Origin of the sequence: Acinetobacter sp. WC-323, from assembly GCF_000314615.1 — a bacterium.
Lineage (GTDB): Bacteria > Pseudomonadota > Gammaproteobacteria > Pseudomonadales > Moraxellaceae > Acinetobacter > Acinetobacter courvalinii.
The window spans coordinates 37,156-55,738 of sequence record NZ_AMZS01000045.1 but is presented as its reverse complement, the minus strand read 5'-3'; the positions used below and the strand labels follow the sequence as shown (position 1 = coordinate 55,738).

At 43.9% G+C, this 18,583-nt stretch carries 19 protein-coding genes; 12 read left to right on the top strand and 7 right to left on the bottom strand.

The window, feature by feature from the left end:
- The first annotated feature begins 3 nt into the window (after positions 1–3).
- The 4 genes from nuoN (at position 4) to ACINWC323_RS09055 (ending at position 5,029) form a co-directional block, all read left to right on the top strand.
- On the top strand, positions 4–1,500 hold the full coding sequence (gene nuoN / locus ACINWC323_RS09040; RefSeq protein WP_005228929.1) for an NADH-quinone oxidoreductase subunit NuoN: 1,497 nt from the start codon (positions 4–6) through the stop codon (positions 1,498–1,500).
- A 106-nt stretch (positions 1,501–1,606) separates the two neighbouring features.
- Complete coding sequence (gene upp / locus ACINWC323_RS09045; protein WP_004770784.1) at positions 1,607–2,242, top strand: uracil phosphoribosyltransferase; 636 nt, start codon at positions 1,607–1,609, stop codon at positions 2,240–2,242.
- A 123-nt stretch (positions 2,243–2,365) separates the two neighbouring features.
- Positions 2,366–2,656: a cold shock domain-containing protein gene (locus tag ACINWC323_RS09050; RefSeq protein WP_005283667.1), complete on the top strand. Its 291-nt coding sequence runs from the start codon at positions 2,366–2,368 to the stop codon at positions 2,654–2,656.
- Positions 2,657–2,848: 192 nt separating this feature from the next.
- The gene (locus tag ACINWC323_RS09055) at positions 2,849–5,029 is read left to right on the top strand and encodes a TonB-dependent receptor (protein WP_009512417.1); all 2,181 of its coding nucleotides are present in this window, start codon (positions 2,849–2,851) and stop codon (positions 5,027–5,029) included.
- A 52-nt stretch (positions 5,030–5,081) separates the two neighbouring features.
- On the opposite strand, the gene gigC is transcribed toward ACINWC323_RS09055, so the two are convergent.
- Positions 5,082–5,966 (bottom strand): LysR family transcriptional regulator GigC, encoded by an 885-nt coding sequence (gene gigC, locus ACINWC323_RS09060; RefSeq protein ID WP_005228933.1) that lies wholly within the window; start codon positions 5,964–5,966, stop codon positions 5,082–5,084.
- Between the two features lie 84 nt (positions 5,967–6,050).
- Between gigC and ACINWC323_RS09065 the strand changes: the two genes are divergently transcribed.
- Positions 6,051–6,812 (top strand): ferredoxin--NADP reductase, encoded by a 762-nt coding sequence (locus ACINWC323_RS09065; protein WP_009512296.1) that lies wholly within the window; start codon positions 6,051–6,053, stop codon positions 6,810–6,812.
- A gap of 50 nt (positions 6,813–6,862) precedes the next feature.
- A complete protein-coding gene (locus ACINWC323_RS09070; RefSeq protein WP_009512286.1) occupies positions 6,863–7,186 on the top strand; it encodes a hypothetical protein in 324 nt (107 codons plus the stop codon).
- A gap of 29 nt (positions 7,187–7,215) precedes the next feature.
- Here ACINWC323_RS09070 and ACINWC323_RS09075 read toward each other — a convergent pair whose 3' ends face one another.
- Positions 7,216–7,638 (bottom strand): hypothetical protein, encoded by a 423-nt coding sequence (locus tag ACINWC323_RS09075; protein ID WP_009512444.1) that lies wholly within the window; start codon positions 7,636–7,638, stop codon positions 7,216–7,218.
- 206 nt (positions 7,639–7,844) lie between these two features.
- Between ACINWC323_RS09075 and ACINWC323_RS09080 the strand changes: the two genes are divergently transcribed.
- From ACINWC323_RS09080 to ACINWC323_RS09090, 3 genes are all read left to right on the top strand, one after another.
- A complete protein-coding gene (locus ACINWC323_RS09080; RefSeq protein WP_005228936.1) occupies positions 7,845–8,045 on the top strand; it encodes a hypothetical protein in 201 nt (66 codons plus the stop codon).
- 230 nt (positions 8,046–8,275) lie between these two features.
- Entirely contained in the window at positions 8,276–9,973 is a 1,698-nt protein-coding gene (locus tag ACINWC323_RS09085; RefSeq protein ID WP_032881501.1) for a mechanosensitive ion channel, read from the top strand.
- A gap of 276 nt (positions 9,974–10,249) precedes the next feature.
- Positions 10,250–10,429, top strand: a complete 180-nt coding sequence (locus ACINWC323_RS09090; protein WP_005228938.1) for a hypothetical protein — start codon at positions 10,250–10,252, stop codon at positions 10,427–10,429.
- 45 nt (positions 10,430–10,474) lie between these two features.
- Here ACINWC323_RS09090 and ACINWC323_RS09095 read toward each other — a convergent pair whose 3' ends face one another.
- The 5 genes from ACINWC323_RS09095 to ACINWC323_RS09115 all read right to left on the bottom strand — a co-directional run bounded on the left by ACINWC323_RS09095 (position 10,475) and on the right by ACINWC323_RS09115 (position 16,066).
- Positions 10,475–11,671, bottom strand: a complete 1,197-nt coding sequence (locus ACINWC323_RS09095) for a BaiN/RdsA family NAD(P)/FAD-dependent oxidoreductase (protein WP_009512437.1) — start codon at positions 11,669–11,671, stop codon at positions 10,475–10,477.
- Between the two features lie 55 nt (positions 11,672–11,726).
- Complete coding sequence (locus tag ACINWC323_RS09100) at positions 11,727–12,599, bottom strand: 1-aminocyclopropane-1-carboxylate deaminase/D-cysteine desulfhydrase (RefSeq protein WP_009512441.1); 873 nt, start codon at positions 12,597–12,599, stop codon at positions 11,727–11,729.
- Positions 12,600–12,664: 65 nt separating this feature from the next.
- The gene (locus ACINWC323_RS09105; protein WP_502322126.1) at positions 12,665–13,732 is read right to left on the bottom strand and encodes an HlyD family secretion protein; all 1,068 of its coding nucleotides are present in this window, start codon (positions 13,730–13,732) and stop codon (positions 12,665–12,667) included.
- 125 nt (positions 13,733–13,857) lie between these two features.
- Positions 13,858–15,504: an MFS transporter gene (locus ACINWC323_RS09110; RefSeq protein WP_009512274.1), complete on the bottom strand. Its 1,647-nt coding sequence runs from the start codon at positions 15,502–15,504 to the stop codon at positions 13,858–13,860.
- 13 nt (positions 15,505–15,517) lie between these two features.
- Positions 15,518–16,066 carry a TetR/AcrR family transcriptional regulator gene (locus tag ACINWC323_RS09115; protein WP_005228943.1) on the bottom strand — a complete coding sequence of 183 codons (549 nt, stop codon included), beginning with the start codon at positions 16,064–16,066 and terminating at the stop codon, positions 15,518–15,520.
- Positions 16,067–16,251: 185 nt separating this feature from the next.
- Here ACINWC323_RS09115 and ACINWC323_RS09120 point away from each other — a divergent pair, with 185 nt between their 5' ends.
- The 3 genes from ACINWC323_RS09120 (at position 16,252) to ACINWC323_RS09130 (ending at position 18,553) form a co-directional block, all read left to right on the top strand.
- Positions 16,252–16,932, top strand: coding sequence for a DUF1345 domain-containing protein (locus ACINWC323_RS09120; protein WP_009512356.1), 681 nt, complete (start codon positions 16,252–16,254; stop codon positions 16,930–16,932).
- Positions 16,933–17,028: 96 nt separating this feature from the next.
- Positions 17,029–17,790 (top strand): class I SAM-dependent methyltransferase, encoded by a 762-nt coding sequence (locus ACINWC323_RS09125; protein WP_009512407.1) that lies wholly within the window; start codon positions 17,029–17,031, stop codon positions 17,788–17,790.
- Between the two features lie 139 nt (positions 17,791–17,929).
- Positions 17,930–18,553 carry a LysE family translocator gene (locus tag ACINWC323_RS09130; RefSeq protein ID WP_005228946.1) on the top strand — a complete coding sequence of 208 codons (624 nt, stop codon included), beginning with the start codon at positions 17,930–17,932 and terminating at the stop codon, positions 18,551–18,553.
- Positions 18,554–18,583: the final 30 nt, after the last annotated feature.

Genomic DNA, 18,583 nt, shown 5'->3' with positions numbered 1-18,583 from the left:
ACCATGAACTTCACAATTTCTTTTTCTGAGCTGATGCCTTTAGCTCCCGTGATGATTGTGGCACTGACCGCAATCGTCGTGATGTTGTTGACTGCGATTAAGCGTAATCACAACCTCATTGCGACCACTTCGGTTGTCGGTTTAAACCTTGCTGCAATCTTTATTGCATACACCATGTTTACTGGGCACTTTGCCCCAGTCAACGTGATGGGCATGTTTATGGTTGATCCATTTACCATGCTCTATCAATTCCTGATTCTGATTGCTGCCTTGGCGTGCTGTACTTTGTCTCATGCGTATATCGAGACTTATAAGGAAAACCGCGAAGAACTTTACATCTTGCTGCTGTCTTCAGTAGCAGGTGCAATGTTATTGGTGGCAAGTTCGCACTATGCAGCATTCTTCATCAGCTTGGAGTTGATGTCGATTCCTGTGTACGGCATGTTGGCATATACCTATCAACGTAGCCAGTCTTTGGAAGCGGGGATTAAATACCTGGTACTTTCAGCGACTGCGTCTGCAATGTTGTTGATGGGTATGGCGTATATCTATGCATATACCGGTTCATTGTCATTCTATGACTCTGTTCAGGCATTGTTTACTGCCATCAAACAACCCATGGTGTTATTGGGCTTAGGCTTAATTATCTTTGCTGTGGCATTCAAACTTTCACTTGCGCCATTCCATAAATGGACGCCAGATGTGTATGCCGGTGCACCAGCGCCAATGGCTACCTTTTTGGCTACGGCTGCGAAAGTGGCAACGATCGGTTTGTTTGTGCGTTACTTACTCACTTCGGGCGCGATCCTGATTGAGTCGATTGTGACAGTGATTACCATCATTGCAGTCTTGTCGATTGTGGTGGGTAACTTACTTGCAGTACGTCAAGTCAACTTGAAGCGTATCCTCGGTTATTCATCCATTGCACACTTTGGTTATTTGTTGATTGCTTTGATCAGCATGACTTATGCAAGCCTCGGTAGCGTAACGGTTTACGTGATTACCTATGTACTCACCACTATCGGTGCGTTCGGTGCAGTTGCATTAATGTCGAGCCCGTACAACAACGTGGATGAAGCACAAAGTCTTGCCGACTACCGTGGTTTATTCTGGCGCCGTCCGATCTTGACCGCAACATTAACGGTAATGATGCTGTCTTTAGCGGGTATTCCATTAACTGCAGGCTTTATTGGTAAGTTCCTTGTCGTCATGGCTGCGGTCACCACTCAGCACTGGTTCCTGGCTGCCATGATCGTGGTAGGCAGTGGTATCGGTTTGTATTACTACTTACGTGTGATGGTGGTGATGTACATGACACCACCAGATGTACCACGTATTGATGCCGATGCACACTGGGGAACTAAAGTGGGTGGCTTGATGGTGCTTGCTGCTGCATTACTGGTGTTCGTGATGGGTGTCTACCCAGATCCGATGATTAATCTGGCTTTGAAGGCTGAGATATTGTCTCCATTGCACTTTATGTTGTCTCAACAACAGTAATCGTCTGATTTGTACAAAAAAGCCTCCAAAATTGGGGGCTTTTTTATTGCCGAGTAAAAAAACGCTTTATAATAGACAAAGATTAACATTACCTAGGTACTCACTCGTGTCGATTCAAGAAATTCGTCATCCGCTAATTCGCCATAAACTTGGTTTACTACGTCGTTCTGACATCAGTACCAAGAACTTTCGTGAATTAGCGCAAGAAGTCACGATGTTACTGACTTATGAAGCAACAAAGGATCTTCCTGTTGTTGAGCATGAAATTGATGGGTGGGCAGGGAAAGTCTCAACTCAGCGTATCGCAGGGAAGAAAATCACCATTGTACCGATCTTGCGTGCGGGTATTGGGATGCTGGAAGGCGTATTGAGCCTGATCCCAAGTGCCAAAGTGAGTGTTTTGGGTTTAGAGCGTGATGAAGCAACGTTGGAAGTTCGTACTTACTATAAAAAGTTAGTACCAGATGTTGCCAATCGCCTAGCCATGATTATTGATCCAATGCTGGCGACGGGTAATTCACTCATCGCTGCGATTGATGTATTGAAAGCCAGTGGCTGTAAAGATATTCGTGTTATGGTGCTGGTGGCTGCACCAGAGGGCGTAGCTAAAGTTGAAGCGGCACATCCGGATGTTCGCATTTATACCGCATCGATTGACCAAGGTTTAAATGAAGAAGGTTATATCGTTCCTGGTCTGGGTGATGCAGGCGATAAAATCTTTGGTAGTGTTCAAAAAGACTAATTTTTGACACATTCATAAAAAGAGACTTGATCTCATCCTGAAGCTGTTTTGGGGATCGATTGAAAGTCTCTTTTTTATTTTTATATACTGTCATCATCGCATTGAGAAAATAGGATAAATGTCATGAAGCAAGAATTCTATCAAGGCAAAATTAAACAATATAATCCAGACAAAGGCTTTGGTTTTATTGGGACTTCTGAAGGGGATGTATTTTTTCATATTTCTGAATATCCAGCGGATGCTGAGCCGAAAAGAAATGAAAAAGTAAAATTTATCGTGGTTGAAAATGACGGGAAGTACAAAGCGACCAAGATTGAACGTCTTGATCCGAATCCTGCCAAAACCAAGAAGACCAAAATTGCTGAGCACAATAATTCGATTACATCGGCATTATTGTCAAACTTCCGCCGTTAACTGCGCTTTATTTATTATTTCTTTGTTCAATTATCCATTTAAATATGATGAGAAAAGAGGCTTTAGCGCCTCTTTTTTATTTGGCCTGTAATATTAAAATATGAAATAGTTATGATGTTGTTAATGATTTTTATTATCATTTGTTAATTTATCTTATATAATGTGATCAAATTTTTATCGGGGACTGATTACATGAAAAAGAATTTATTATTTTTATCTCTCATTGCATTACCGATGTTTGCCGTTGCTGAAGACAATACGGTTTTACCCACTATTGTCGTGAAGGCTGATTCACAAGCAACAGATGCAACAGGTAAGCTTAAAAAAGATACCAGTTTAGGCATCCTTGGTGAGAAAGCTGTATTGGATACACCATTCAGTATCCAGTCCTATACCGAGCAGGCAATCAAGGATAAGCAGGCGGATTCGATCGCAGGTATTCTTAAAAATGATCCAAGTATTCGTACCACCACTAACAGTGGGCATTTAAACGAAAACTTTATGATTCGCGGCTTTGCGGTGACATGGGAAGATGCCAACATTAATGGTGCTTATGGTATGTCACCAAGTGGTCGTACACCGACTGATATTTTAAGTTCTGCCAGTGTATTGAAAGGTCCCAATGCGTTAATCGCAGGCATGGCACCAGGCGGGAGTATTGGTGGAGTCGTGATGGCAACAACCAAACGTGCGGATCGGGATCTGACCCAAGTCTCTGCGATGTACGAAGATGGTGGTTATTACAAATCAGGTTTTGATGTATCTCGCCGTTTTGGTGAAGACAACAAATTTGGTGCGCGTGTCAGTGCGACTTATGGACAAGGTGAACATATTGTTGACGGGCTGGAAGATGAAAATACGGCTGCGGTACTGGCACTCGACTATACGACCGATCAGGCCAAAATTAACTTTGATGCTTATTCGGTAAGAGATAAGCGTGATGGTGGTTCACCAGCAATGATCTCTTTTGCGACTTTAGGGCGTGTTTTACCCGCACCAGATGGAAAACTGAATTATTTCCCACATTTAGAAGGTATGCAAAGTGCTAATTATGTGGGCTTATCAGGAGAATATAAGCTACTACCGAATTTAAAAGTATTTGCTGGCGCTGGATTCAATGAGCGTGAATACCGTGGGCATTTATTTGGTACCCGTATGATTGTAGGTGACTATCCTATGAATCATCAGGGTATGGGCAATACCAGTCCATTAGTTGGCGCGAATGGTGATGCACTGGCACAATATTATCGTGTAGGCTCAAAAGAACATAACACCACCTTTAATGCAGGTTTGGAAGGTCAGATTTTTACCGGTGATATTTCTCATACGCTGGCATTTCGCACTGATTACCTGAAACGTAAATATAGCCAGCATAAAGGTCGTGGCGCAAAAGAAGTTTATTTCCCGACCAATATCTATAATCCAAGTAGCGAAGGGCATATGCCTGATACATGGCCAGAAATTGTTCCGACAGCAGATGATGTTTATGTCAGCTATAGTCTGAGTGACCAGATTTCCATGCTAGATGACAAATTACAGTTTATTTTAGGTGTACGTTATCAAGATATGAATTTAAAAGCGCTCACCACCAATACCAAATTGAAAGATGATAAGTTATCTCCAAGTGCCGCTATTGTCGTGAAACCTTTTGGTGAAGAAACTTCATTCTATGCGAGTTATGTGGAAGGTCTGGTTCGAGGTGCAACAGTATCTAATGAGGCAGATGCAAATTACAATAAAACATTTGCTCCATTTGAAAGTAAGCAATATGAAATTGGTGCGAAATATCAAGGGGACCGTTGGTTACATACTTTAGCGCTGTATCAAATTAAAAAACCGAGCACGATGACGGATACAGGCTATCGTGATCCGAACAATGCCAATATTAAGCAAATCACAACGGATGGTGCGAAGACTGAATCAAAAGGTGTTGAGTACGGTTTCTCTGGTAAAGTGACGGAAGACTTAATCGTTTACGGTAATCTGGCTTATATTGATACTGAATATAAGAAAGGACTTTTAACGGGCGGAGTCGATATATCTGGCAATACCATTGAGGGTACACCAGAGATTACCGCAGGCGTTGGTGTAGATTACACCTTGCCCTATGTGGAAGGTTTAAGCATGAACGCATTTGTGACTTATGTGGATGACCAATATTTAACTGCGAACAATAATTTAAAATTACCTGATTATACCTTGGTTGATTTAGGTGCGAAGTACGCAACTAAACTGGGTGGAGTAAATACAACGTTCCGTGCCAATGTAGATAATGTCGCTGATAAGAAATATTGGGATGGTGTGTTTACCAGTGGCTTTACGACAGTTGGCGCAGGCCGTACTTATAAACTCGGGGTGAGCTTCGATTTCTAAATTGAACGGTATAAAAAATGCTTCCAACTGGAAGCATTTTTTATTTTAAAAGTTAAACCTGAGCTTCGCAGAATTGCAAAAAGGCTTTTAAACCGGGACCCTGATATTTCTGACGATGTACCAGCATATACAGCGGACGGGTTAATTCCCAATAAGGGGTATCCAGAATCACCAACTGACCTTTTTCCTGAAGCGGTTCAATTGCCAGTTTGGAGATACAGGACATGCCTAAACCACCGGCGACGATTTTTAAAATTGCTTCGTTATGGCCCAGGGTTAAACGGATATTGGCATCGGGTAAATCTTGTAAAATGGCATTATCAAAGACTTCACGTGTGCCCGAACCTTCTTCACGCAAGATCCATTCCACTTCATGAAAATCTGCCGGGGTAATCGGGCGGTTGAGTTGTGCCAACGGATGCTCCGGCGCACAACACACGGCCAGTTCATCATTGCGCCAATGAATGCATTGCAGTTGCGGTAAATGGCAGGAACCTTCAATTAAGGCCAGATCAAGCTGGAACTGATTCACCGCTTCGATCATTTGACGGGTATTACCCACTTGCAATTGCAAATGTGCTTGTGGATGACGCTGTAAGAAGTCAGCCATTAAGTCAGGCATTAAATAATCACTGATGGTGAGTGTCGCCCCGAGACGTAAATCAATACTTTGCAACTCACCTTTGGCTGCCTGCTCAAAAGCGTCGCAACGACCTAAAATTTCAAGGGCTTGAGGAAGTAGAAAACGGCCTAAATCATTGAGTTGTAGGCGTTTCCCGAGGCGGTCAAACAGTGGTGCACCCAGACCATCTTCTAAATCTGCTAAGGCCATACTTGCCGCACTTTGTGTGAGACGAACAGCATCACTCGCTTTGGTTACAGTTCCCTCTTGAGCGACCGCCACAAAAACAGCCAACTGGCGTAAAGTCATGCGCATGTTAAATAGCCTTAATGTTTTGAGTATCCATCATTTATTCGATCATGCTAACATGAGCCTACTGTTTCGTGCCACGTTCAAATCATGTCAATTGAAAAATTTAGCGTAGAAAAGGTTTTATCTGTACAGGGTTGGACTGACAATCTGTTTAGTTTTACCATGACCCGTCCAGCCCATTTTAAATTTACTGCAGGGCAGTTTGCCCGAATCGGTTTAATGGTGGATGGCGAACTGGTGGTCCGTGCTTATTCTGTGGTGTCTTCACCCTTTGATGAAACGCTAGAATTCTTTTCGATTGTGGTACCCGATGGCGCATTTACCTCTAATCTGCAACATCTGAAAGTGGGTGATGAGCTGTATCTGGAAAAGATCTCCTATGGTTATTTAACCCTTGCTCGTTATCAGCAACCTTTGCCACAGGATTTATGGTTGTTGGGGACCGGGACGGGTCTGGCGCCATTCTTATCCATGTTGCAAGATTTTGAAACATGGAATAAATATCAGCAAATCAATCTGGTTTACAGCGTTCGTACTGAATCTGAGTTGGCTTATGTCGAGCGTATTCAGGAGATTGCAGCACTCTTTGGCGAAGGGCATACCGGCTTTAAGTTTATTCCGATTATTACCCGTGATCCGAATGCAGCCTTACATGATCGCTTACCAGTTTTGATTGGCAATGGTGAACTGGAAAAAGCAGCAGGACTCTCTTTTAACCGGGAGAGTAGTCATGTGATGTTATGTGGTAATCCGCAGATGGTGGAAGATACCAAGGAAGCCTTGAAGCAACGGGGTCTGATTATGAACCGCCGTGGTGAAGGCAATATTGCCGTGGAGAATTATTGGTAAAGTAAGGGTGAGTGATTCCAGCTTACTCAATAATAAGGAAAAACAATGGCATGCAAGAACAAGATAAAAAAAAGAGAATAGGCAAAGTACCTTATATGGCTTTTTTTGTCGGTCTGCTGTTGATGCTTGTGCTGCTCATTTATAGCTACACGACGGTTTATGCAGGAGGCTGGGGCGATTTAAGCCGGAATATCATGCTAGGGCTAACCTTATTGGCTTTTGCTGTGTATTGCTTATTCTTTTTTATTTGTTCACTGTATCTTTGGCTTGTTTATCAGAAACAGCCCAACTTGGATTTGTCTCTCACAAATTGGGCTATGGGACTACATGGCTTGGCAATGGGGTTGATATTATTGTTTTTTGCAGGCAGCTAAAGCCATAAGAGCATAAATTAAATACAAAATTAATGGACAAACATATCCATAAATTCACGAATTTCCTGAATCGCGGTGTCTACATCGGTGGTTAGCCAAGTCGGTTCAAATAACCCGATATAGTGCTCCAGGCGTTCTTGGGGAACGACCAGACGGACTGGACAATCTTCTTCAAGCAGGCGCCAGGGTAAAATGGGTACTTCATTGTCGAGGAAAGGCCGTACATTACGAATATCAATGATCATGGCATTGATACAGTCAGGCAGGGGCATCACCGAAAACTCTTCTGTACGGCGACGAAAATATTCCAGATCTCCCCATTTCAGGATATAGCTTGGCTTATTAAATTCAATAATGCCAATCAAATGTTCATCGCGCGTGTGATGTAAAAAACATTGATGCGTAACATCAGTGTCCAAATCAAGAGAAACGCTTTGTTGGCTATAGGACATAAAGCAAAACATTTAAAAAACGGGACTGGATAGTATAGCTTATTTTTGTTGCCCGCTAAAGCCGACTATATTTTAAACAAAAAATAAAATAAAAAAAGTAGAGTTCTGCAACTGGCGCAACGATAGTCCGAAGCTTCTTCACACAATGCTACATAGGGGATTGTTAATATAAATATTGAAAAGTAATAAGGAAGAGGGCTGCTATCATGCATGATTTTAGTAAGCCACAACCCCATGTGGCGAGCAAAGAAGAAGTTACCAAAAAGAGAAGATTACCCGTTTATATTTTGATTCTAGTGGGAATCTTTCTGGTTGCATTACTTGTTTATATGGTTGCTGACCATTCGGCCAATCCAACTGCGCAAGTGATCTTGTCACAAATGCAGTCGGCAGTTCTGAATGCTTAGACAAGCATATTTTAAGACCGAGAATTAATTCTTCAAAAAGCTCATTGGTGTGAATCAATGAGCTTTTTTGCAATATTTTGCGCACTTTTTGTTGTATTAGTGCTGCCATTTATTGATTGGAAAATAGACAAAAATTATGGTGGAAGCATCCATAAATCATGTTCTTAGTTCATAGAGCAAGCATGGGTGGTTTAGACCAAAACCGAAAAACACAACATAAGGATAACAACATGAATGATTTTTTTAATGACCCCTCCAACCGTGGAGGATTTGACGCAATGTATTATTGGGATCAATTTCACCCTATTTTAGCTGCAATCGTGATCCTGCTGGTGGGCTGGATTATCGCGTTGCTGATTGCTGCTGGCGTGAAAAAATTACTGCAAAAACTTGATACCAATCATAAATTGTCGTCTGCAACTGGCCGTACCCCAAATATTGAGAATCTTATTTCCAAGCTGGTGTTCTGGTTTATCATGATTCTGGCGGTCGTGGGTGCATTAAATGTTTTAAATATTAGTGGTGTAAGTGATCCATTCAGCAATATGGTCGGGCGTATTCTGGCCTTTATCCCGAATCTGTTTGCTGCCGTTGCAGTCGGCTTTATCGGCTGGATCGTTGCCCGTCTGGTACGTGCAGGCTTGACCAATGTTCTGGCAAGAACCCAACTGGATGAGAAACTCAGTGGCGAGGTGGGTGTCAGTTCACTGAGCAGCAATATTGCCGAAATTTTCTACTGGTTGGTTTTATTACTATTCTTGCCGATTGTACTGTCAATCCTGGGTTTAACAGGTCTACTGATTCCTGTACAGAACATGGTCAATGAAGCAGTGGCTTATTTACCGAATCTGTTTATTACAGGTGTGATTATCTTTGTGGGTTATATTCTCGCGAAGATTGTCCGTGGCATTGTGGAAGGTCTCAGTAATAGCTTCGGTTTACAGGCACAGGCTGAAAAAGTCGGTCTATTTAAAAATTCAAATGTCTCGAAATTTTTAGGATCGTTTGTTTTTGCGGTCATTATTATTACCACTTTAATCGTGGCATTTGAAGCATTGGGTATTGAGGCGATTTCGCAACCGGCAACCTCGATGCTGAATGAAATCATGCATGCAATTCCACAAATTATTGCAGCAGGCCTGATTCTAATCGTGGCTTATATCGTTTCACGTTTTGTTGGACGCTTGGTGGCTGAACTGATTTCAGGTGCAGGCGTTGATGAAATTCCGGCAAAACTCGATCTACAGCGTTTTCTAGGTCAAACACGTGTTTCTGACATTGTCGGTTATCTGATCGTTTTCTTCACCATGCTGTTTGCGGTGTCAGAAGCGGCGGACCGTTTGGGTCTGGAACAGGTGAGTGTGCTGATTGCCATGTTCATCCAGTTCGGTGCAAGTATCTTGCTGGGTGCGGTAATTCTGGTGATTGGCTTCTGGCTGGCCAATGTGGTTGCCAATGTGGTTCAGCGCGGTGAATATAATAGCTCACGATGGTTAGGTAATCTGGTCCGTGTCTTAATTATGGGCCTTGTGATTGCGATGGGCTTAAGAGCAATGGGTATTGCCGATTCTATCGTCAATCTGGCATTTGGTTTAACCCTGGGTGCAGTTGCTGTCGCCTTTGCTCTGGCCTTTGGTTTAGGTGGTCGCCAGCCAGCAGAGCGTCTGTTAAGTGATTTATTAGACAAGGCAAAAACAGAAGGGAAGCAACCGAACCCATTGCACAAAGATGATGCTGGATCAAACAATGTTATGACTCCAACGCCAGTGTCTCCAGTTAATCCTGTGAGTCCAACACCTGCTTCATCGACTAATCCTGTGAGTCCGACACCTACCTCACCAACAACTCCAGTGAGCCCAACACCAGTGTCACCAAATACTCCAGATAACTCAACTCCACCGACTCCGCCTTATTCGGATGAGTCGTAAAAATAATCTTTGATTTTTTTTAGCAATTCGACCACTCTAAGCAGGGTGGTCGTTTTGTTTTTTATGAGTAGGAAGGCCTTTGGTTATAACCAGATCAGCAATATTAAGACATAAGCTTCTTAATATCGCCGAACGGGAAATGACCTAAATCCTGAGTGACGTCGAAAGTATGGATGGGGCATTTGAGGTGGTCGAAGTAAAATTTGGCCTAAAAAGCAATTCATTTATAGAGCTAGTCGCCCTAGTCTCTCAATAAAAAGTCGATAGGAGAACAGAATGAAGAGGCCAAATCGTGTATTTGCACCAGTTATTATTGCAGGTATTACTGTCGGTTTTTTGGCGAGTGCCTACAAATTTGTGGTGGCGAAATCAAGCCCAAGCAAAGACAAGTCAATGCAAAAAACACAGAAAATGCCTTCGTCAGAAGCCGCTAATTCTTCAGATGAACAACATTAAGCATTGATTCATCTGAAAAAGCAGTGGTTTGCGTCAAAACCCTATTTAAACGAATTGGGCTGCTGCCTGTGCAGATGACCATGCCCACTGGAAGTTATAACCCCCCAAGTGTCCGGTCACATCCAGTACTTCGCCAATAAAATAGAGACCTTTCTGTTTTTTACTTTCCATGGTTTTGGATGAAACTTCGCTGGTGTCGACACCACCAAGCGTTACCTCTGCGGTGCGATAACCTTCGGTTCCAGAAGGTTTGACCGAGAAGGCATGAAGTTGTGCTGCAATCTGTTCCAGTTGCAGGTCGCTGATATTGCCAATCGCAGTTTCGCTTTGCTCTGCCCAGATCAATTGCTGCAATTCCAGCACGATACTTTTGGCGGTAAATTCACTAAGTAGGGTCCGTAGCAGTACCTTCGGTTGAGATTTTTTCTTGTCCTTGAAAAATTCAGCAAAATCCTGACTTGGGAAGAAATCAATTTTAAAGCTTTCACCGACATGCCAGTAGTTGGAAAGTTGCAAGGAACTTGGGCCGCTAAGTCCGCGATGGGTAAACAGTAAGGCTTCGGTAAATTGATGACGCTCATTCATTAGCGTTGCATCCAGTGCATTACCACTTAGACGTGTCGTTACCTCTTTGAATTGATCAGAGAAGGTAAACGGAACCAGACCTGCACGGGTCGGGTAAACATGATGCCCGAACTGCTGTGCCAGCTCATAGCCAAAGCCTGAACCGCCTAAAGTTGGAATAGACAAGCCGCCTGTGGCAACCACTAGTGATTCACACTGATAAGTCCCTTGACTGGTTTCAATGCTAAAACCTGACTCTGCTTGTGCCTTGACTTGCAGGACTTCGCAATGCGTCTGAATCTGTACACGCTTGGCTTTTGCACATTCTGCCAGTAACAGTTCCAGGATTTCTTTTGATCCTTTCAAGGTAAACAGCTGACCGTGTTTGCGTTCTTCATATTCAATCCCGTATTCGCATACCAGACCAATAAAATCCCAGTTGGTATAACGGGTCAGGGCAGAAATAACAAAATGCGGATTTTCAGAAAGATAGTTGGCAGGTTCGACCTCCAGATTGGTAAAGTTACATTTACCGCCACCAGACATCAAAATCTTCTTACCGACTTTATTGGCTTTTTCCAGTACAGCAACCGAGCGCCCACGTTTGCCTGCTTCTGCAGCCAACATCAAGCCTGATGCACCTGCACCTAAAACAACAACATCAACTTGATGAATCATGGGAGAAATACTCAAGAGCGGAAAAGCGGGCAATTATAAAAGATTTATGCAGCTTTTAGTATGTTTTCAATTTTCCTTGTAACCCCCCTGTGTGAATCGCCAGAATACGGGTATGTTCTGGGAAATGCTGCCTTTGCATCAGGTCAAACAGACCCATCATCATTTTGGCGGTATATACCTGTTCCAAAGGAATTCGGTATTGCTGTTCAAACTGTTGCATAAAGTGCAGGAGTGCTGGACTGGTTTTGGCATAGCCACCACAACAATAGGCATCAGTTAAAGCCCAGTTCTGTTTATTGGTCCATTGTTGAATGTCTTGTTTTAGAAAATCCCCTTTTAAGGCAGAAAAGCCCAGCACATGCTGTCGATCGGAACTGCTTTCAATCAGCCCGGCAATGGTTCCACCGGTGCCGACTGCACAGCAAATCACATCATAATTTTCGCGGTCATCTTCAGTTAAGATTTCCTGTGTTCCTTTTAGCGCCAGTGCATTGCTGCCTCCTTCAGGAATAATCAATGCTTGCGGATAGCGCTGTTGTAATTGCTGTAAATACGCGGCTTCATGGCGCAGCCGATATTCGGCCCGACTCACAAAATGCAGTTGCATACCCAAATCTTGTGCAGTTTGTAGGGTAGGGTTTAAGGCTTGCAAAGCCAGCTCTTCACCCCGAATCATGCCAATACTGTGCAAACCGAAGTGCTGGGCAGCATAAGCGGTTGCTGCAATGTGGTTAGAGAATGCACCACCAAAGGTCAGTACTTGTGTCAAACCTTGTTGCTGTGCGGCAAGCAGGTTGTATTTGAGCTTAAAAAACTTATTGCCTGAAATGTAGGGATGAATCTGGTCCAGACGCTTAATGGTTAGTTGGACCGTACCGGGAAGCGCTAATGTTTGATAGGGAGTGGGGAAAGCAATGTGATCAAACATTTTCGAACAAGAGAAATAAATTTGACCACATTGTAAATGGATTTGATTGAGAATGTCAGTATCGTTTAGGAACTGGTATCGACCGAAGTAATCACCGACATCCCGGGACGTAAATTTTCTATGCCTTGCTGATTCGGATCTACGGTGATCCGTACCGCAATTCGCTGTACCACCTTGGTGAAATTACCAGTTGCATTGTCCGGTTTTAGTACACTAAATTCTGAGCCAGCTGCAGGCGAGATCTGTTCGACTTGTCCGGTGAATTTCTGATGATTCAGGGCGTCTACCGTGAAAGAGGCTTTTTGACCAATTTTCATATTGGCGATTTGGGTTTCCTTAAAGTTGGCAATCACCCAGGTTTGTCGCGGAATTAAATACAGTAATTGTGTACCGGCAGCAACGTACTGGCCCACGCGTGGATTGACTTCGCCGAGTTGACCATCCAGTGGTGCCACAATGGTACTGTAATCCTTGGTGGTATTGGCCTGATCCAGTTGTGCCTGTGCGCTATTGACCTGAGCCTTTAAACCGGCTTGTGCCACTTGCGCTGTTTTTAAGGCTTCTTGCGCGACCTGAATGTTGGCTTGGGCCTGTTTCAGCAAGGCAAGGTTATTTTGTGCATCGGCTGCTGCTTTATCCTGCTCTGATTTTGATGCCGCACCACTATCGCCAAGTTGTTGGTAGCGTTTGAGTTGCGCAACGGATAAATCGTATTGTGCCTTGACCTGATCCATTTTGGCCTGCGCTGCAGCCACATCGGCCTGACGCTGGGCAATGGCCTGCGTCTGGTTGGCCAGGCTATTTTGTGCCTGCTCTACACCAGAGACAGCTTGAGTCACTTTCTGGTCATAGGTGGTTGCATCAATATGCATGAGTACCTGACCCTGTTTGACATGATCAAAGTCCTTGACCAGCACATCCTTGATGTAACCATTAATCTGTGAAGAAAGAATGGTGGTTTTACCTTTCACATAGCTGTTGTCGGTCTGTTCAATCGCCGTGTGGAATGGCCCGATTCGCCAAGCCCATAAAATAATCGTGATCCCGACAATAAGCACCAGCAGCATCCACCATAAGGTTGAACGCTTGGTCTTGATCAGCTTACTGGTTGGCGGTGGAGGAGGCGGTGGCATTTGAGCCACCGCTTCTGGCGCCTTTTCAGCTGGAACCGTCTGGTTTTGCCCGTTGTTCTGGGCATTGGTGTTTTCTGGTTTATCTTGTTCAGACATAATGTTTTCTCAATCAAATACCATCAGGGTTAACTGGCTGCTTGCAGATTTTTTCGGGTCATGTACTTGTTACGCACATATTTAAATAAGCCCCATAGCAGTAAAACCACAGCAAAAATGCCATTTAAGACAATCACATCGTTATAGGCGCGAACCTGTGCTTCGCGGGTTACCACTTTATTCAGGTTTTGCAAGGCCTGATTATTTTGCAGGACCGGATCATTGGTACTCACCATGGCACTGCGCTGATAAGCCTGTAAGCGTTGGGCCACCAATGGGTCGGTCGGGTCAAGATTGCTGTTAATCTCGACTTTATAATCATAGGTATGGTGTTGCTGGTAGGTATTAAAAAATGATGAACCGACCAGACCACCAAAGTTTTGCGTTGCTGAGAACAGGACAATAAAGGTCACCACATATTGCGGCCCCCGTTGCAAGGTCCGCATAAAGCCCATCAGCAACAGTGGCCCAATAAACACACCACCGGCAAAGCTCACTAAAAACTGACTACGATAGAAATTGGCCGGGCGTACATCACTGGTCAGGTGATAATCCAGTGCACAGGCAATCAGAATCAGGATTTCAGCAAGGAATAAATTTAAAATTAATCGTTCACGGTGGAAGGTCAGGGCACTAAAAACCGAACCGGCAATGGTTCCGCAAAAGATCACCACATATAACGGCACAAACTGGTCTGGCCCCATGCCCATGGTCTTCAGGAAATTCACGGCCGCATAACTTTGCTCTGACATCAGCAGGCGTAATGCAAACGCACTGACCACAAAACTGAGTAAGTCACCCGCCGCCAGCCAACGGGTCATGATTAGCGGATTGGTCCGGTAATGTTCGTAGGTGAGACCCAAAACAATCAGACAGAAGCCCACGATCAGGGTATAAGCCAGCCACGGACTATCGAACCACCATAGAATTGGTCCTTGGGTGAGCACGATACACAGACAGGCAAAGCCGGGTGCCAACAGGGCAAAGGTAAAGAAGTCCTGCTTCTCAAACACTTCCAGACGCAAGCTGCGTGGCAATTTGAGCGATACCACCATGGCAAAACAGCAAATGGCCAGACCCAGCTCAAAGGTATAAATCACATCCCACTGGTTTGCGCTGAGGAGGAACGGTGAAATAATCCAGGCCAATGGCAATCCCAATTGCTGAAAGCCAAAAGCCAGATAAATGCCTTTGGCCATATCGGCCTTGCCAAAGGCCTGCATGGTGTAATACATGCCGAGCGAGCTGAGGGGAGCTGCGGCCAGACCGGCAATGAAACGGACAAAAAGCGCCATTTCATAGGTTTTGACAAAGATATGCAGAATCAGTACGCCAATAAAAACCAGTAACCCGATTTCTGAAAACAGGCGTAAGCCATATTGCTGACGGGCCTTAAACAGGATCAGGTTTGAACTGACATTGGCCATGACATAGGCCGCAGGGAGCCAGGCCGCTTGTGAAGCGGTTAATCCATATTCCCCCTGAAAAATCGGTAAATTGGCAACAATGAAGCCATTACTGAGACTGGCAGCAATACAGATCAGCAGGCCAATAACAAAGTAGGCGAAACGTTTCGGGCGAGCATGTGCAATCGCTGCAGGCGAGCCAGGTAAGGTTGGACGCTCGTCTGCAGACCAATCCGGAGGAGTCTCTAGATAGCGAGGGTTTTTATCCATATTCTTCCTCGAACTACACTTTAATGCCGTTTAATAATAATTCTATTGCGCGTTTCGCCAGCCGTAGCTGGTCGCTCGCCTGATGTCCCTGAAAGGAGGACCCCAAAATCGCGGTGATCATACCAAAATCCTGAGGGGTAAGATCAGCACGACATAACTGGTGTTGGATCGCCTGATCAATCAGCGGTTGTAATGCTTTATCGCGTCGTTCATAAATGTTTAGCATGATTGGGTCTTGACGATCAATGATGCGCCAGTAATCAATCAGCACCACTAACTGTGGAATCTGTTCGATATGACCTTCGATTAAACGGATAAAGCCATCATTAAAGACCCGTAATTCTTTGGCCTTCTGCTCCAGACGCGTGATGGCCCGTTCCAGCAAAGCTGCAATCAAGGCTTTACGATCAGCAAAATTACGATAAAAAGTTGCCCGTCCCACACCGGCATGATCAATGATGGCCTGTAAAGGCACATGAACCCCTTGCTTGCGGAAAATTTCCTCTGCGGCGTTGAGGAGTTCATCACGATTGTGAGCCGCCAATTGCTGACGTTTTGCCATGACCAAGACTCGTGGAAGATATAATGTGAATTAAACGGACATTTTTGTCCGAAGTAAATATGTAGCGAAAATTTATTTTGTTTATTTTCGGTAAAATCCATCGTAGAAGATATTTTTCCAAGTGCATACAATGTTAAAAAATAAAGTGAAATGAATCATGAATAAAAAATACAATCAGGTGAAGCATGCAAGCATTTGTACAGGGTTTTGCGAGAGGGATAAAACATCGTCCTTACCTGTCCGCAACTTTTAGTCTGGGGTTGCTGATCTATGCGGCATTGCACTTTTTTACCGACTGGAAATGGGCCACCTGTTTGCAGTTAGGCTGGAATATTGCCATATGGCTATATTTGTTTCTGACCCTGAAAATGATGTGGCATCTGGATGCAACCCACATTTTAAAACGTGCCCGGCAACAGGATGAAGGCAAGTGGGTGATCCTCACGGTGGTATTGATTGCGATTGTGGTGTGTTTTATTTCAATTGTGGTACAGCTCAGTCATGTGCCGAAAGATTTTCCTATTTTAAAAAGCGCCCTGATTCTACTGACCATCGGCACGATATTTTCAACCTGGTTATTACTGCATACTTTATTTGCGATTCACTATGCCCATGACTATTATCTGGCCAAAAGCCGTCATCAAGAAGCAGGACTGGACTTTCCTAAAACAGATCAACCCGACTATCTGGATTTTATTTATTTCAGCTACATCATTGGTACCTCGGCTCAGACAGCAGATGTGTCGATTACCAGTTCTGCACTCAGACACTTAAATATCTTTCATTGTGTACTGGCCTTTATCTTTAATACCGTGATTCTGGCGGTTGCGATCAATGTCGCGGCGAGTTTAATCGGATTGAATTAATAACTTATTTTTATCAATAAAATTAAAATTGATCATTTTTATTTTTGATTGTGGCTGTTTATTGTAAAGGCAATCAGACACAGCAAGGATATGAATATGAGCACCCAGCATCAAGTCAATCAACAGCAATATCAGGATAAATCTCAGGCCTATTTAAGCAGTACTGTGCATGCACAGGGTATTGAATTTCAGAAAATGCAGCAGTTGATTCAGGCGCATCAATTTAAAACAGTACTGGATTTGGGCTGTGGCGGCGGGCATGTCAGTTATCAGATTGCACCTTTTGTAGAGCAGGTGACTGCCTACGACTTAACGCCATCGATGGTCGAACTAGTGGCTCAGCAGGCCCAGCAAAAAGGCTTTGATCATGTCATAGCTGTACAAGGGGCTGCCGAGGCTTTGCCTTTTGCCGAACAAAGTTTTGATTGCGTCATTAGCCGTTATTCAGCGCATCATTGGCAGAACGTGGCACAGGCGATGGCGGAAATTCGCCGTGTATTGGCGCCACAAGGTAAGGTGATTATGGTGGATATTTTGGGAAACTCGAATCCTGTCATGGATACCTTCTTTCAGACGATTGAAAGCATTCGCGATCCAAGTCATGTGCGCAATTATAGTTTGCAAGAATGGATGCACTTTGCTGAATGTGCAGGATTTCGAATCGAATGTGTTGAAAAACAGCATTTAGAGTTAGAGTTTCAGAGCTGGACAGAACGGATGCAAACGCCTGATTATGCAGTCCAGACCATACGGCATTTACAGCACAAAGCTTCCGATCAGACGCGTCACTATTATCAGATTCAGGCCGATGGCTCATTTCGTAGTGAAGTGATGTATCTGGTTTTGAGTTGGGCTTAAGTTTTATATAAAAGGTATAGGCTCAAAATATTGTATTCAAGCGTGAAAAATAAGAGGACAACTCAAAATTTATCTATCACCTTGATCCCGTTTTTAAGTAAAATCATTGCTTGAAAATTATTCTAATCTAGAGGTTATCTTGGAATCGTTATTGATTTTAGGCTCAATTGCGTTGGCCTTAATGTTAGGGGCGATTAGCCCGGGCCCTACATTTATTTATGTGGCGAAGAATTCAATTGCGATTTCACGTAAACATGGCCTATTTACCGCTTTAGGTACAGGCACGGGGGCAGCCTTGTTTGGTTTGCTGGCAGTCATGGGTTTACAGGCAATTTTATTGGCAGTGCCTTCTGCCTATATCGCCTTAAAAGTATTTGGTGGCCTGTATTTGCTTTGGCTGGCCTATAAAATTATTAAGCATGCCAAAGAGCCAATGGAAGCAGTCAATGGTACTGTGAATCAGATGAGCTATGCACAAGCCTTTCGTTTAGGGCTGATTACCCAGCTCAGTAACCCGAAAATTGCCATTATCTTGGCCAGTATTTTCACGGCCTTATTACCGAAAGACATCCCAAGCTACTACTATGTGGTGTTACCGATGTTGTGCTTCTTTATTGATGCAGGCTGGTATTCGCTGGTGGCGGTTGCCTTGTCAGCAGAAGGGCCACGCAAAGTCTATTTAAAATCCAAATCTGTGTTTGACCGTATCGCAGGAGGTGTGATGACGCTGTTGGGATTAAAACTGATTTTTGGCATGAAATAATGCCCCAAAAAAAGCGACCACGAAGGTCGC